14 protein-coding genes and 1 tRNA gene are annotated in these 15,756 nt (G+C 36.6%); 10 read left to right on the forward strand and 5 right to left on the reverse strand.

What is annotated here, in order from left to right:
* Positions 1 to 257 precede the first annotated feature (257 nt).
* Complete coding sequence (locus tag ACP6PK_RS23165; protein ID WP_426563051.1) at positions 258 to 866, reverse strand: pyridoxamine 5'-phosphate oxidase family protein; 609 nt, start codon at positions 864 to 866, stop codon at positions 258 to 260.
* A gap of 185 nt (positions 867 to 1,051) precedes the next feature.
* On the reverse strand, positions 1,052 to 1,651 hold the full coding sequence (locus ACP6PK_RS23170; RefSeq protein WP_426563052.1) for a glutathione S-transferase family protein: 600 nt from the start codon (positions 1,649 to 1,651) through the stop codon (positions 1,052 to 1,054).
* A gap of 106 nt (positions 1,652 to 1,757) precedes the next feature.
* On the opposite strand from ACP6PK_RS23170, the gene ACP6PK_RS23175 reads away from it, so the two are divergent.
* Complete coding sequence (locus ACP6PK_RS23175; RefSeq protein WP_426563054.1) at positions 1,758 to 2,303, forward strand: TetR/AcrR family transcriptional regulator; 546 nt, start codon at positions 1,758 to 1,760, stop codon at positions 2,301 to 2,303.
* Positions 2,304 to 2,703: 400 nt separating this feature from the next.
* On the opposite strand, the gene ACP6PK_RS23180 is transcribed toward ACP6PK_RS23175, so the two are convergent.
* Positions 2,704 to 3,081 carry a transcription antitermination NusB family protein gene (locus ACP6PK_RS23180; RefSeq protein WP_094673951.1) on the reverse strand — a complete coding sequence of 126 codons (378 nt, stop codon included), beginning with the start codon at positions 3,079 to 3,081 and terminating at the stop codon, positions 2,704 to 2,706.
* Positions 3,082 to 3,200: 119 nt separating this feature from the next.
* On the opposite strand from ACP6PK_RS23180, the gene ACP6PK_RS23185 reads away from it, so the two are divergent.
* Both ACP6PK_RS23185 and ACP6PK_RS23190 read left to right on the forward strand, forming a co-directional pair.
* Positions 3,201 to 4,160, forward strand: coding sequence for a M48 family metallopeptidase (locus ACP6PK_RS23185; protein WP_426563057.1), 960 nt, complete (start codon positions 3,201 to 3,203; stop codon positions 4,158 to 4,160).
* Between the two features lie 620 nt (positions 4,161 to 4,780).
* Positions 4,781 to 5,203 (forward strand): DUF4359 domain-containing protein, encoded by a 423-nt coding sequence (locus ACP6PK_RS23190; protein WP_426563059.1) that lies wholly within the window; start codon positions 4,781 to 4,783, stop codon positions 5,201 to 5,203.
* 546 nt (positions 5,204 to 5,749) lie between these two features.
* Here ACP6PK_RS23190 and ACP6PK_RS23195 read toward each other — a convergent pair.
* A tRNA-Ser gene (locus ACP6PK_RS23195) sits at positions 5,750 to 5,836 on the reverse strand.
* Between the two features lie 306 nt (positions 5,837 to 6,142).
* Between ACP6PK_RS23195 and ACP6PK_RS23200 the strand changes: the two genes are divergently transcribed.
* The 5 genes from ACP6PK_RS23200 (at position 6,143) to hisS (ending at position 11,294) form a co-directional block, all read left to right on the forward strand.
* Positions 6,143 to 6,511 carry a 2Fe-2S iron-sulfur cluster-binding protein gene (locus tag ACP6PK_RS23200; protein WP_426563061.1) on the forward strand — a complete coding sequence of 123 codons (369 nt, stop codon included), beginning with the start codon at positions 6,143 to 6,145 and terminating at the stop codon, positions 6,509 to 6,511.
* Positions 6,512 to 6,527: 16 nt separating this feature from the next.
* Positions 6,528 to 7,016 carry a thermonuclease family protein gene (locus ACP6PK_RS23205; protein ID WP_426563063.1) on the forward strand — a complete coding sequence of 163 codons (489 nt, stop codon included), beginning with the start codon at positions 6,528 to 6,530 and terminating at the stop codon, positions 7,014 to 7,016.
* A gap of 349 nt (positions 7,017 to 7,365) precedes the next feature.
* On the forward strand, positions 7,366 to 8,199 hold the full coding sequence (locus ACP6PK_RS23210; RefSeq protein ID WP_426563065.1) for an inositol monophosphatase family protein: 834 nt from the start codon (positions 7,366 to 7,368) through the stop codon (positions 8,197 to 8,199).
* A gap of 220 nt (positions 8,200 to 8,419) precedes the next feature.
* Complete coding sequence (locus ACP6PK_RS23215; protein WP_426563067.1) at positions 8,420 to 9,358, forward strand: J domain-containing protein; 939 nt, start codon at positions 8,420 to 8,422, stop codon at positions 9,356 to 9,358.
* Positions 9,359 to 9,902: 544 nt separating this feature from the next.
* Complete coding sequence (hisS, locus tag ACP6PK_RS23220) at positions 9,903 to 11,294, forward strand: histidine--tRNA ligase (protein WP_426563069.1); 1,392 nt, start codon at positions 9,903 to 9,905, stop codon at positions 11,292 to 11,294.
* Between the two features lie 223 nt (positions 11,295 to 11,517).
* Here the strand turns inward: hisS and ACP6PK_RS23225 are convergent, their stop codons facing one another.
* Entirely contained in the window at positions 11,518 to 12,102 is a 585-nt protein-coding gene (locus tag ACP6PK_RS23225) for a pentapeptide repeat-containing protein (protein WP_426563071.1), read from the reverse strand.
* A gap of 509 nt (positions 12,103 to 12,611) precedes the next feature.
* Here ACP6PK_RS23225 and trpB point away from each other — a divergent pair.
* Both trpB and ACP6PK_RS23235 read left to right on the forward strand, forming a co-directional pair.
* Positions 12,612 to 13,841 carry a tryptophan synthase subunit beta gene (trpB, locus tag ACP6PK_RS23230; protein ID WP_426563073.1) on the forward strand — a complete coding sequence of 410 codons (1,230 nt, stop codon included), beginning with the start codon at positions 12,612 to 12,614 and terminating at the stop codon, positions 13,839 to 13,841.
* 907 nt (positions 13,842 to 14,748) lie between these two features.
* The gene (locus tag ACP6PK_RS23235) at positions 14,749 to 15,435 is read left to right on the forward strand and encodes a CAP domain-containing protein (protein ID WP_426563075.1); all 687 of its coding nucleotides are present in this window, start codon (positions 14,749 to 14,751) and stop codon (positions 15,433 to 15,435) included.
* Positions 15,436 to 15,756: the final 321 nt, after the last annotated feature.

Consider the following 15,756-nt stretch of genomic DNA (forward strand, 5'->3'; position numbering starts at 1 on the left):
TTTAAGATAAGCTAGAGTTGTAAAATTCAGTAACAAAATCATTTTTGGTATCTTTGAAGCTATATATAGCGTTCAAAACCATTACGCAATAGTTTTATAACTCTATACATAGTACCTTTGCGTAAGTCCTGTTTAAGATAAGCTAGAGTTGTAAAATTCAGTAACAAAATCATTTTTGGTATCTTTTTCGTAAAAATACATTCCCTGTTCTCTACATAGATGCAAAAAGTCTATATCTTTTTCACCAGATATCTATTCTACTCAACAGATTTACCTAAATTCAACTGTGCCTCCAATTCCTTAATGCGTGCTTGTAATGGTGCCATCATTTCCGCTACTTCCGTCTCAGAATAACGTATCGGAATATGCTGCGGACAATTTCTATCCCAAGCTTCCACAGTAATAATAAATACACGCTCAACCTTAGCATTATATCCAGGTATACTCAACTGCTGCATTAATTCCTGGTCATCATAAACAACTTTTGCACGACCCCAAATTTTCAAACGACGACGGTTAGCATAATCCATCAAAAACAAGAATACTCTGTCATTCTCAGATAAATTTCCAATACTGATGTATTGACAGTTTCCCGCAAAATCAGCAAAACCTAGAGTCTTTTCATCCAATACTTTCAAGAAACCACGAGACCCACCCCGGAATTGAATATAAGGCCAATTATTAGAATTTACTGTTCCCAGATAAAAACTATCACGTTGGTTTATGAACTCTGCTATTTCTGGTGTAATAGTGTCGTTAGTTGCTCCAGTCTCGGCAAACCGTTCATACATTTGGCGCGAACCGTAACGTTCCTGAAGTTCTTTGACAGCAGGTGTAAATGCGATTTCAGCAAATTTGCGAGCCATGATTTTTTTCCCACTTAAAATATGTAACAAATTATAAGATTGCTTTCCTAACGGAATCATCGGCAAACCTTGCACTCAGTTTCAGTCGCCATAACCGTTTCAATAAGGTAAGCAAAAGGAAAGACTGATTTTAAGAGATTGCTTCCTTTCACCCCGTTTCAGTCATATTGACAAAATAATAATCACTAAATACCAGGCATACCAATAAAACCAGGTAACTGCTTAATTCTTTCAATCCAAGCTTGAACATTAGGGTATGGTTCTAGAGAAATTTTAGCATCGGATGCTAACGCCACATAAGGAAAACAAGCAACATCGGCAATAGTCGGGCGATCTAATGCTAACCAATTATTTTTCCCTAAGTGTTCGTCAATAATTTTCAGAATATACTCTGACTTTTGAGTAGCATATTCAATATTAATATATTCCATATTAAACTTATGATACCGTCTCGCATACTCAACTCCCTGACGAATTTCACCTGTTGCTGTAGATAACCAGCGCATAACTCGACTCATGGGTTCTGCTTCCAATGGCAACCAGTCTTCATTACCATAGCGTCGTGCTAAGTAAACTAAAATTGCTTGAGCATCTTGTAGCACCAATTCTCCATCTGTTAGCACTGGTATTTGTCCGAAGGGGTTAAGTTCCAAAAATTCGGGAGTTTTGTGTTCGCCTTGAAAAAGATCGACGCGGACAAGTTCATATTCTAATCCTAAAAGCGATAGCATTAGTTGCACTTTATAAGCATTGCCAGATAATTCGTAGCTGTATAGTTTAATCATTTTATTTTCCTTGAGAACAATATTTTTATATACCGAACGTTCGGTATATGCTTAATGTACTGAACGTTCGGTAGAATGTCAAGAGAAAATCAGAAAAAATTTTTTTATGTCCAAAGAAGAAGCGATCGCCAAATTAATCCAAGTATTCCGGCAATATGGATATGAAGGGACCACATTAGCCAAACTATCAAAAGCCACAGGATTAGGAAAAGCCAGCCTTTACCACTACTTCCCTGGTGGCAAAGCAGAAATGGGAGAAGCAGTTTTAGAATATGCCAATAACTGGTTTCAAACTACAGTATTAAAACCATTAAAATCTGATGGCCAACCAGAAGCAAGGATTATGGCCATGAGCCAACAAATCAACAAGTTTTACTCTGAAGGCCAGGAAACTTGTTTGTGGTCAATATTATCAGTAGGGGAAGCGCAAGACCTATTTAATAGCCAAATCCAGAACAGTTTAATAACATGGATAGATGCTTTAACCCAAGTATTAATAGAAGCAGGCATTGAGGCTGAACAAGCTCGTCAGAAGTCAGAAGATGCAATTATTCAAGTCCAAGGAGCATTAATATTAACTAGAGTTCTTAATAACAACAGTCCATTTAAAAGAACTTTGGCAGAATTACCAAAAACGTTGTTAGGTAAATAATTTAGTCTTGAAATAAAATTAATTTTTCTCTGGTTGAAAATTAATATTTATCTGACAGATGAACCAACTTTACAGTGCTTTTAGTTTCAGTAAACCACAAAATATTTTGGGAGTCGGGAGTCATTTCAGTTAGTAAGTACCTTTGACTGTTTGGGCAGCATTCCGTAGGAAACCCAGAGGCTTGAAATACTGAATATTCTTTTTTCATCCCCTTAACATGGGAGACTTGAAACCTTATTTGTTGGTCAAAAAATACTTTGGAGTTACTGTGCAAACTCTGGTTTATCTATTTTGAAAACTGCTGTAAATACATTTGTATCTCACAAGTTATTTATATAGACAAATTTTCATTTGTATTACCTAGCACCCATACCCAGATAAAATTTATCAGCTCTCTAAATTAACCATCAGTTTGAGCAGAAGAAGAAACAAAATTAAGCAACGACATCCACACCCTTTTACCAGAATCATAACACTGCCAATTCTCATTTTTATCCAAATAACATATTAAAACCCTGTCACTATTAGAGTCAGAAAAATGCTCTGCAAAACATAAAAAAGGATAAGTCTTACGACTTAATCGTTTAGCAACAGCCAGATTTGGACATTCAATCACAAAAACAGTTTCTCCATCCAGATAGGTAAGAGAAAAAATACACTTCCGTAGAATAGCCCTCAGCCAACTTTCTGTATAGTCAAAATATCTATCTATAAGTTGATTTGTCAAAGCTTTTTCTAAAGAACGATCCAAAGAATCATGATTTTTTAGGTAATCCATATTTCAATCTGAACCTCAAATTGCAATTGCTTTGTCTTATCTGTCAACATAATAAATATAAACCTTTAAATGCCAGAATCAAAACTGGCTTATTCTGACTAAATTATCAAATTTTAATCATGCCTACCTATACCGGAATTTCTAGTGAAGCTTTTCGTCATCCCCTAGATCGTCAAGCTGAAGATGCTTTACGCAGTGTGCCTGGATTTGACTTAGTTGCCAGTAAATTCGTAGAATTTGTTTATGAACGCCCACAATATGTTTATTTAATGGGGAATGGAATTCAAGTTGGGCCTCGTCAATATGCCAGTATTTATCAGATATTTCGAGGATGTGTTAGAGACTTAGATATACTACCTGAACCTACCTTATTTGTTTCTCAAAATCCCCAAGTAAATAGTTATTCTTTGGGAAAAGAGCAACCTTTAATTGTTTTAAATACTGGTCTTTTAGACTTATTAAATGAGGCAGAATTAAAAACTGTACTAGCTCACGAATTAGGACATATTAAGTGTGGCCATCCCATCTTAAATCAGATGGCAATTTGGGCAATGGGTGTTGCTTCAGCCATTGGAGAAGTAACATTTGGTTTAGGTAATTTAGTCAGCAGCGGATTAATTTATGCTTTCTACGAATGGCGACGCAAAGCTGAATTATCGGCAGATCGGGCAGCTCTTTTAGTCATGGATGACCTAAATTTAGTTATGGAAACTATGATGAAGTTGGCTGGAGTGAGTAGCAAGTATCTCAACGAGTGTAGTTTACAAGAATTTATTCGTCAGTCCGATAATTATCAAGACCTAGACCAAGATGGACTGAATCAAGTTTATAAGTTTTTGCTTTACAATGGTGGTCAGGGTGTAATGTTGAGTCATCCTTTCCCAGTGGAGCGAGTGCGCTATTTGCAAAATTGGGCAAATTCTGAGGAATATCGTCAAATTCATGCTGGTAATTATAAACGTGCTACTGCGGAGGGTGCCGTTGAGGTGGAAGTAGAGTCTCCAGAAAATGAAGCAGAAGTTTTGCGTCGTGAAATTCAGGAGTTACAACAGGAAATTAATCGGATAAAATCAAAATAAACTTTTCTAGACCTGGTTTTTTGTATAGATTTGGGAGTATTAGGAAAAGTATCTCAGCTTAATATTACCCCACTCTTAGATTTTTTCGGGAAAGTAACCTTCAGCAAGATGTAGTTAAAAATATAACTACTGTAGAAATGTATTAATATTTTCTTTACTTACGAAGTAAACATTCAGCAGTTAGCTATTAGCTAGCCTCTTGCCTTCTTCTGAGGAGCTGCGCTTTTTCGTATAGGGAATGCTCCGCAAACATGTCGCGCAGCGAAACAGCTATTTATTTGAGTTTTACCGAAAAATAAAGGTTTAAAGCTTCTACTTTCAAGGAGAAACAAGAAAAAATTTTCCTTTTATTCAATCCTATCCGTTTTTAGGGAGAGGTAATTATCAATTATCAATTATCAATTATCCATTATTGAAATAAAAGCTTTATTAATTGAAGTAAATTGAATATTACTATAAAAGCCGACTTTAAAGGCTATATTCATTTATAGCAAGTCCTTAAGGTTTAGATATTATTGCTGTTTGCATAGCATTCCGCAGGAAATGCTTACCTTACGAAAGAAAACCCACCTATCATTTTCTTTATTCAAACTATACAAAATAATCAGGAATTTCTAACTATGTTACAAGATAAAAAATCCAACGGCTACAACAAACCACCTCTATTTTGGGGTCTGAGCAAAGCAGGAGTTATCGCTCTAACAGTAGGAGCTACAATAATGGGATTTACTAATCCTCCTAGAGATGAATATGTTAATTATGCTTCTAATAAACTGGTAACTGAGATTAGGGAATCTGTTTGTAAAGAATCTAAAGTACCAGACTTTTTGAGTGATTTTACAGGTGATTTAGTTAAAAGTTGTGAAAAGCTAATTAAGAGTCAAAGAACTACAATTAAAGAATTAATGGATAATGCCACCAGACGTCAAAATTTAATCTTATTTAGTTTTTATACAACTGAGTTTCAGGGTAATAGATATCAGACTATTGGTGCAGTAGGAAATTTTCTCACGTTTCCACCACAGAAAATTGATAAAAGTTAATTAGGGTTTGCTGAAAAAGTATTTTAGTAGTGGTAGGAGTCAGGAGTCAGGAGTCAGGAGTCACAGGGAATTTAGAGGAGGTAGGAGTCAGAATTATCCCTTGATTTTTCTGCCCAACTATGCGCCGAAAATACTCACTTTTTCAGATTTTCGCTCTAAAAAGCAGGTACTTTTTTCGACCTAGAAAAGCCAAACTTTTTATCTGTTAATCCTTTGAGAATTAATCAGCAAGCCCTAATTAAAATTAATGATAATTAAGCAAATAATGTAGGGATGTGTGATGGAACATTCCTACATTATTTTTTAGATTCTAAGAAGTTTTTATATAAATATTGAAAAGGCGATTTAACTTTCTCTAAATGTTCAATATTTTTTTTTAATATTCAGGAGTTACGCAAAATTTCAAGTTATACACCATCTGTAGGGGCGATTTCCGTTCCGGAATACTTCGTAAACGCGTTTGCGGAGCATTCCGTAGGAAATCGCCCCTACTAGATATAGATATGGCGGTTATGAGTAAGTCCTGATAGTATTCAACGCTAAAAACGGAGAGGGGGGGATTCGAACCCCCGTATGAGTTACCCCATAACAGCATTTCCAGTGCTGCGCCTTAAACCACTCGGCCACCTCTCCAGGAAGCAAAATTATTTAATTTAAAATTTGCTCACAATTCAACTATGTTAGCAGAACTAATCTAAATTTGGCAACCCCCTCAGACAAAAAAATTTATTATTGGGTTTTGGGCCTCAATAACATAAGATTAAGTATAAGCCACGTTTTGGTCTAGTCATCAAAAGCTAATATCTAAATCGTGATAGATAACCTAAAAATCTAAACACTGACCAATAAATAAGGTCAATCATCTGCCCTTTTAAGGCAATAAAGAAAATTCCTCTAGCTGAAGCCGGAGGTACTGTTAACTGATAACTGATAACTGAAATGGCCTCTTATCACCAGATTAATATACACGATCGCCAAAATAATACCCATTATAAAGTCCAGGTTCCTGATGACCGCTACATTCTACACAGTGCTGAGAACCAAGGAGTCGAATTACCATTTTCCTGCCGTAATGGTGCTTGTACTACTTGTGCAGTCAGAGTTATATCTGGGGACATCTATCAACCGGAAGCAATGGGGCTATCCCTAGAACTGCAAAAACAGGGTTATGCTCTTCTTTGTGTCAGTTATGCCCGTTCTGACCTATTTGTAGAAACACAGGATGAAGATGAAGTGTATGAACTCCAATTTGGCCGCTACTTTGGCAAAGGAAAGGTAAAAGTTGGACTGCCATTGGATGAGGACTAAAATAATTTATCTACTTATGGCCTGTATATTGTTGGCTAGTTGTCAAAATCTAAACCGACCTTCAGGCAAAGTTACTAGAGTAGAAAGAGTTGTTAGTGGACAAACGATAGAAATAGCTGACCGTTCTGCTGCTGTACCTTTATTAGAACCCATTCGCTTGATTGGCATTCAAGCGCCGGATATTAGACAAAAACCTTGGGGACAAGAAGCAAGAATTGAACTAGAAAAATTAACTTTGGGGCAAGAAGTATTATTGGAGTTTGATGTCCAGGAGAAAGATAGATTTGATCGCTTACTAGCTCATGTTTGGCTTAGAGGGAAACTAATCAATGAATATATGGTAAAAGAAGGTTTAGCTCTAGCAGAGCCATATTTTCCTAATACTAAGTATATGGAACGTCTGACTAATGCCCAAGAAAGAGCTAGATTGATGGGGTTAGGTATTTGGAACCCAGACCAACCAATGCGTCAAACTCCTGGACAATTTCGTTCAAATAGGGAATAGGGAGTTTCATTAATTGATAATGGACAATGGATAATGGATAATTATTTTTGTTTCGCTGCGCGACATGTTTGCGGAGCATTCCCTATACGAAAAAGCGTTTTGGCTAAGAGCTGACATGAATGTGCAGCATTCCCCAGAAAAGCTTTGTGGCACGCAAACATAATTATTAATTATCAATTAGTCAGAAGTAGAGGGTCTCGAAGATATGCAAGGTGCATTAATGAAAACTAACTTTTCCTCCATAACTCCGATACTCTTTACTCTTTCCCCCCAGACCTCCCATACCTCCCACACCCCCCACACTCTCTAAAATAATGCCGTCAATCAAGTTAATTATTTTTTATTTTTTATGAGTATAGAAGAATTAAAAGTTTTCCTAGATATTGCCACTGAAGCTGCTCTTGCTGGTGGTGCGGAGTTAATGTCTTATTGGGGTAATCTCAAAGATATTCAAGAAAAAGGTAATCCAGGAAATTTGGTAACTGAAGCGGACAAAGCAGCAGAAGAGGCAATTGTAAAAGTATTACAGCGACATTTGCCAGACCACGCTATTCTTGCTGAGGAGTCGGGAGAGTTGGGAGATACAACAAGTAGATATTTGTGGGCAATAGACCCTTTGGATGGTACTACTAATTTTACTCACCAATATCCTTTTTCAGCTATTTCAGTGGGATTACTAATTGATGGACTGCCACAGGTGGGAGTGGTATTTAATCCAATTTTGGATGAATTGTTTCGTGCTGCTAAAGGGTTGGGAGCAACTCGAAACCGTGAGCCAATTTCTGTTTCTCAAACTACTACGTTAGAAAAAAGTTTAGTTATTACAGGTTTTGCCTATGACCGTCGGGAAACAACGGATAATAACTATAAAGAATTTTGTCAAATGTGTCATTTAGCTCAAGGAGTAAGACGTTCGGGTTCTGCTGCTCTGGATTTGTCTTTCATTGCTTGTGGTTGTGCAGATGGTTATTGGGAAAGAAATTTGTCTCCTTGGGATGTGGCTGCTGGTATAGTGATTTTGGAGGAAGCAGGAGGTAAAGTTACGGCTTATAATGGTAGTCCTTTTGATTTCAAGTCGGGGAAAATTTTGGCTACTAATGGTAAAATTCACGATTTGATGAGTAAAGCTTTGATTGAAATTCCACCTCTAGCTTATTGGGATACTACTGATAGATTAAATTAGATTTCTCTAAAAATGAGGGAGTAGGGAGTAGGGAGTAGGGAGTAGGGAGTAGGGAACAGGAGGAAATAATTGATTTTATTTTTTATTATTTAGATATGTCTAGAAAAGAGGGAATTAGGGAGAAGTAATTGATAATTTCTGGGTAAAAATTAATTCTATTTTTTATGTTTGGAGATGTCTATTAGATTTAATGAAATTTCGGTAAGGAGGAGTAGTTATTATGTTTACATTTACACAAGGATTATTCACATTTGATTTTACAGACCATCATGCAATTTTAGGGGTTTCTCTAGATGCAAAATTTCCTGAAATTCGGAAACGCTATATGCGGGTAGCGCGTCGTTTACATCCTGATACCTGTCCTTTTGAAAATGAGAAGGATAAAGAATTTGCTAATCAGTTATTATCTAAACTGGTAAGTCCTGCTTATAATAAATTTTCTAAGGAGAGCGATCGCGCCGAACTTTTTGTCATCCTTAATAAACTAGGTAATACTGTTACTCAACAACGTAGTCAAATTACATTTACTACTGATGCTGCTAAACAAATTGCTAAAGTGGGAGACTATCAAGAAAAATATAAGGTTGCTCTAGAGGAGTTGAGCGATCGCCAGTATGAATCTTTAGATAAAACTTTAGAAATAATTGGAGAAATTAGTGAGCTAAATTTAGCTTATCTAATGCGGAAACAACCTCAAGGTGGAGGTACTGTACTGCCACCACCACCACCAGTTAAACCTCCTGTTAATCAGGAAAAACCTACAACAGCAAAACCCAAAGCTCAAAATCCTTTAGTGGAGCAAGCTTGTAGTCGGGCGGAAAGTTTGATATCTACTAAGAATTATGCTAAGGCAATTTTAGAGTTAAAAGGTGCTTTAAAAACAGATCCAAATCATAGTCGTTGTCATGCTTTATTGGGATTATGTTATTTACAACAAAAGCAAGGCACAATGGCAAAAATTCAGATTAAAAAAGCTTTATCTTTAAATCCTAAAGAATCTAAAGCATTAGAGGTGAAAAAATTATTAGAACAAGCTGTAACTGGTAATAATACCAAGAAAAGAAATGGAAAAGTTACTGCTAAAACTGAAAAGAAAGGAAATAAAACTGATAAAGGCGGTGGTTTATTTGGAGGCTTTTTTGGGGGAAATAAAAAGTAAGGAGGTAAGCATTCAGCAGTCTGCAATTAGCTATCAGCTTCTGAGAAAAATAAATATTTACAGCCACAGAATTGTATTGTTTGACAACTCAAACTCATCGTTCTTGTGGTTCAATTTATGGGTTAAAAATCTGAGAGCTAACTGCAAGATGATTCTAGGCAAATAGCACAGATATCTTAGTTCCTAAAAACCCTACTCCCTACTCCCTATTCTGAGGTTAAAAATGGCAAAAGCAGATAAAATTAATTATAGTTGTCCTAGTGGATTTCCAGAGTTTCTTCCTGGTGAAAAACGATTGGAAAGTTATCTAATGGATACAATTCGTCAGGTATTTGAACGCTAAGGTAAGCATTTCCTACGGAATGCTGCGCAAACAGCATTCAGCATTCAGCTATCAGCTTCCCCATAACTTTTTTAATAATTATTAGTGAGGAGTATTTAATAATAATTGGTTAAGTAGCGTGTTAATTATTTATGTTTTTACTTTTCCCCACTCTCCCACTCCCCTACTCCCTACTCCCTACTCCCTATTCTGAGGTTAAAAATGGCAAAAACAGATAAAATTAATTATAGTTGTCCTAGTGGATTTCCAGAGTTTCTCCCTGGTGAAAAACGATTGGAAAGTTATCTAATGGATACAATTCGTCAGGTATTTGAACGCTACGGATTTACACCTATTGAAACTCCAGCAGTTGAACGTTTAGAAGTTTTACAAGCTAAAGGAAATCAAGGAGATAATATTGTTTATGGTTTATCTCCTATTCTACCTCCAAATCGTCAAGCAGAAAAAGAAAAAGCTGGAGATACTGGTTCGGAAGAAAGAGCATTAAAATTTGACCAAACTGTACCTTTAGCTGCTTATATTGCTCGGCATTTGAATAACCTAAATTTTCCTTTTGCTCGTTATCAAATGGATGTAGTTTTCCGAGGCGAACGGGCAAAAGATGGTCGTTTTCGTCAGTTTAGACAATGCGATATTGATGTTGTTGGCAGAGGAAAATTAAGTCTATTATATGATGCTCAAATTCCTGCAATTATTGCTGAAATTTTTGAAGCAATTAATATTGGAGATTTTCTCATCAGAATTAATAACCGGAAAGTGCTAACTGGTTTTTTTGCATCTGTGGGAGTCGCACCAGATAATATTATCTCATGTATTCGGATTGTTGATACTGCTGAAAAAGTAGGAGAAGCAAAAGTTAAAAAAGCTTTGGCAGAAATTTGTCTTTCTGAAGAGCAAGTCGAAAAAGTTTGGGATTTTACTAAGATTAAAGGTGCAGTTGATGATGTTTTAGATAAACTGAAAATCATGGCAGAAACTTTGGATAATTCTGAAGTTTTAAGTCAGGGAATTTCAGAATTAGAAACAGTAATTTCTGGCGTGCGAAATTTGGGAGTTTCGGAGCAACGTTTTTGTATTGATCTATCAATAGCTAGAGGATTAGATTATTATACAGGAACAGTTTATGAAACTACTTTAATCGGACATGAAGCTTTAGGAAGTATTTGTTCGGGAGGTAGATATGAAGAATTAGTAGGAATGTTTATTGGGGAAAAAATGCCAGGAGTTGGTATTTCTATTGGTTTAACTAGATTAATGAGTCGTCTATTAAAGGCAGGTATTTTAGAATCTTTTGCTCCTACTCCAGCAACAGTAATGGTTGTTAATATGCAGGAAGATTTAATGCCAACTTATTTGGATGTTTCTCAAAAATTACGCCAGAGTGGAATGAATGTTATAACCAGTTTTGATAGTCGTGGAGTTGGGAAACAATTACAACAAGCTGATAAACAAAAGATTCCTTTTTGTATAATTATTGGTTCCGAGGAAGCAGCAGCTAATATGTGTAGTTTAAAAGATTTAAGAACTGGTGAACAAATGAAAGTTCCAATAGCAGGTTTAGCAGGTGTGTTGAAGCAAAGATTGAGTAATTAGATGAAAAAAATCGCTCAAATTACAGCGCTTTTCAGATTAATGACCTCAAGTCACAACCAAAACCCTGTAGGGGCAAATGGCCATTTGCCCCTACTATGGTCTAGTGAAATGAAAACTGTTGTCAGACAGCAATAAAAATGAAATATTTTTTTCTGGAGGATAGCTAAAATCCTTACTAAACTTGGGTTTTCCAGTTTTTTTTAGTTATAAAGTGACAAGTCTATTAAGTCCTACTTAATAATCTACTTGCATGAGGTTCTTCTGGCATATCCTCAATGATCGCTCCTTGCTGTTGCAACTCTTGCTTCATCTCTGTAGACAGACCGATACCCAGAGAAAATTTTGTCTCAGTTACATTCACTCCAGTTATTTTTGTATCTCTGAGGTCAGCGCCACTTAAGTTTGCACCAGTTAAATTTGTATCAATTAAAGTTGCTTTATGTAAATTAGTACGACTCATGTCAGCATAACTGAGATGAGCATAACTTAAAATTGCCCCACTCAAGTCAGCAGCACTTAAGTCAGCACCACTTAAGTTTGCACCACTTAAATCTGCACGAGTTAGGTCAGCACCACTCAAGTTAGCACCACTCAAATCTGCACAATACAAATTAGTACCAATCAAAGTAGCATTATACAGATTAACACCAATCAAATTTGCCCTAAATAGATTAGCCCGGAACAAGTTAGCACGAAACAAACTTGCACCAGCTAAATTAACATTACTCAGCTCGGATCGGAACAACTCAATATCCCGAAAATTTCTTTCCCCGGCAGCATAACGCGCCAAAAGTTCTTCTACTTCCATAGTATTCTCTTAATATTTTCTTGATGTTTTCATCTAAATTTTTTTTATTTTTAGATGTCTTTCTCTTCTTTATAGATAGAGAGAGTTTATATTAATTATTTTGTGCCTTTTTGAAGGTCTAGTCTGATTTTTACAACAATTTTTTACAAAACTTATAACTGCTTGACATCTACAAACAAAAGTTAAAATTTCCTTAAAAAATTTGATAAAAATAATTAGTAGAGCCAAAAAACATTTAAGTTGCAATTTTTAAACTATATAGGAGCTTCATTGAGGTGATATAAAAAATGCCTAGAGAATTGGGTAATCAGGAAAAGGAAACAGGGAACATGGGGTAAAATTTCAGACTAGATCATCTATTTTGGAATTTTTGGCAAATTATTTAATACTATCTAACCTTCATATACCTAATATTATAACAATCAAAATCAATGATTCTCAACTTAGCTAAACTACTAAGCAAGCAGTATACATATAATGAAAACTGTTCAATTATTTAGAAACAATTCGTGACTACTACACCCTTAAATCCAACCTCAACTCAACAACCCGATGGCCTGGGTAGATTTGGCCAATTTGGCGGTAAATATGTTCCAGAAACGTTAATGCCAGCCCTATTTGAACTAGAAGCAGCCTACAAAAAATATAGTCAAGACCCCACTTTCCAAGAGGAACTGCAACAACTCCTACGAGATTATGTAGGTCGCCCTAGCCCTCTTTACTTCGCTGAACGTTTGACCGCTCATTATGCCAGACCAGATGGCACAGGGCCACAAATCTACCTGAAACGGGAAGACCTCAACCATACTGGAGCGCACAAAATTAATAATGCTCTAGCTCAAGCTTTATTAGCTCGGAGGATGGGCAAAAAACGTATTATTGCTGAAACAGGTGCTGGTCAACATGGTGTTGCGACTGCTACGGTTTGCGCTCGGTTTGGCTTGGAATGTGTGATTTATATGGGCGTTCACGATATGGAACGTCAAGCTCTAAATGTCTTTAGAATGCGACTACTGGGGGCGGAGGTACGATCAGTAGAAGCTGGCACCGGTACTCTCAAAGATGCGACTTCGGAAGCTATTCGCGACTGGGTGACAAATGTGGAGACGACTCATTATATTTTGGGTTCGGTTGCGGGTCCTCATCCCTACCCGATGATGGTGCGTGATTTTCATGCTATCATTGGCGTGGAAACTCGCGCTCAATGTTTGGAAAAGTGGGGCGGTTTGCCTGATATTTTGATGGCTTGTGTTGGAGGTGGTTCTAATGCGATGGGTTTATTCCATGAGTTTATGAATGAGTCATCGGTGCGGATGATCGGTGTGGAAGCTGCTGGCGAGGGAGTTAATACGAATAAGCACGCTGCTACTTTGACTCTTGGTCGCGTGGGTGTGTTGCATGGAGCGATGAGTTATTTGTTGCAGGATGAGCAAGGTCAGATAATAGAACCCCATTCGATTAGTGCTGGTTTGGATTATCCTGGAGTGGGTCCTGAGCATAGTTTTTTGAAAGATAGTAATAGGGCTGAATATTATAGTGTGACTGATAAGGAAGCGGTTGATGCTTTTCAACGTTTGTCTCAGTTGGAAGGTATTATTCCGGCGCTGGAAACTGCTCATGCGATCGCTTATTTGGAAACTCTTTGTCCGCAGTTAAATGGTAGTCCGCGTATTGTGTTTAACTGTTCCGGACGTGGGGATAAGGATGTGCAAACGGTGGCGAAGTTTTTGGAAGGATAATATCAAATCTGGTAGTATCGGTAGAATTCAAGACCGTAGGGGTTTGGTCTCCAAACCCTCCATAAACTAGGAGTTTTCACCAATACTGATGGTAGAATTATATCACTCCAAAGCCAGCGGATTTGATATTATATCAAATCTGGTAGCATTCCTGTTATTCAGTATTTATTAAAGATAAGAGTAGGGGCGAATGGCCATTTGCCCCTACGAAATCTACCATTCGCCCCGACGACATCTAATATAAAATCCGGTTGAACAGTCGTTATTGCGACCGACAGGGTTTGCGAAGCAGTCCGGAACGGATAGCAATCTCCTAAACTCTTGAGATTGCTTCCTTCCACTCCGTTCCAGTCGCAATGACTTATAGTAATTATCCGAATTTGATATTATTAGGACTTACGCACTACAACTTATTTCCGTCATTGCGACCGACTCTTCAGCAATCTCAATATCTAGTTTTTCGTACTTTATGGGTAAGTTCTGTTGTCAACAAGTTTAAGACTTACGCAGACAAATTCAGAAACCGGGTTTTTTCTTAGATATCTATGGCTTTGTTGCATGAAAGTATATAGCTGCTGCACTTGCTTGTACATATGTACTTCATAAGGTGCGGAAACTGCTGTAACTATTGGACAATAGATGAATATAACATCAATATAAGGCATAAAAAGGCTGAAACTTTTACTTGTAAAGGTTTTGATATTTTATCTGCAAACTCTAACTATTGGACAATAGATGAATATAACATCAATAATAATCGCGAAAGAGAGCAATATCGCTGCCGCATATCAAACGCCTTGGATCTGGGAACCAAAGCGGAATGGATGTTATATCGCTACTTTATATGCAAGAAAGCCGATATCTATTATAAAATTAGAGAGCAAACGGGTTTGGAGACCAAACGGGTTTGGAGACCAAACGGGTTTGGAGACCAAACGGGTTTGGAGACCAAACCCCTACTTTTGAATTACGCAAAAAAAGGTATTTTCGTCATTGCGACCGACTCTTCAGCAATCTCAAGCCTAGTTTTTCCTACTTTATGCAAATGAATCATAAATATTTAAAACAAATTTTCTGGATTTTGACAATATTTTTGAGTAGTTGTAATTATCAAAATTTAATCGAAAATTTGCCAGAAATGCCAGAAATTCAAAATCCCAGACAAACTCTTATTTCTAGACCAAATGTAACAGTTTCACCTGATGTTAGTAGATTGAAAAAATCTGTCTTTGCCCAAATAAATCAATATCGAAAATCTCAGAATTTGCCTCCTCTAGAATGGGATACTACTATTGCTCAACAAGCTGCAATTCATGCTCAACAAATGGCTAGTGGAGAAGCAACTTTTAGCCATGATGGATTTAAAGAAAGAGTAGAAGTAATCAGTCAAAAAATTACTTACAGAAGTGCTGCTGAAAATTTGGCTAATAATTTTGGTTATAGTAATCCTGGTGAACAAGCTGTTATGGGTTGGATTAATAGTCCTGGTCATCATAAAAATATGATAGGTGACTATAATTTAACTGGTATTGGTATTGCTAATAATTCTGACGGAATGTATTACTTCAATCAAATTTTTATTAAGACGAGATAAATATTTCATTAATGGATAATGAATAATTGATAATTACCTCTCCCTTTTAGAGAGAGGATTGACCCTCAAGGAAAAATTTGATTTTTTTCCCTTTTCAGGGGAAGGCAAATAAAGCTGAATCATTTGATTATTAATGATTGGGTAAGATGAAATTTATGGTCAGAAAAAACTGTAGGGTTTTGGTCTCCAAACCCCAGTTGATTACTAATTACTAATTATTAATGATTCGGTAAGATGAAATTTATGGTCAGAAAAAACTGTAGGGGTTTGGTCTCCAAACCCCAGTTGATTACTAATTACTAATTATTAATGATTCGGTAA

The organism is Dapis hubbardiae BLCC-M172 (genome assembly GCF_050016015.1).
Lineage (GTDB): Bacteria > Cyanobacteriota > Cyanobacteriia > Cyanobacteriales > Microcoleaceae > Trichodesmium.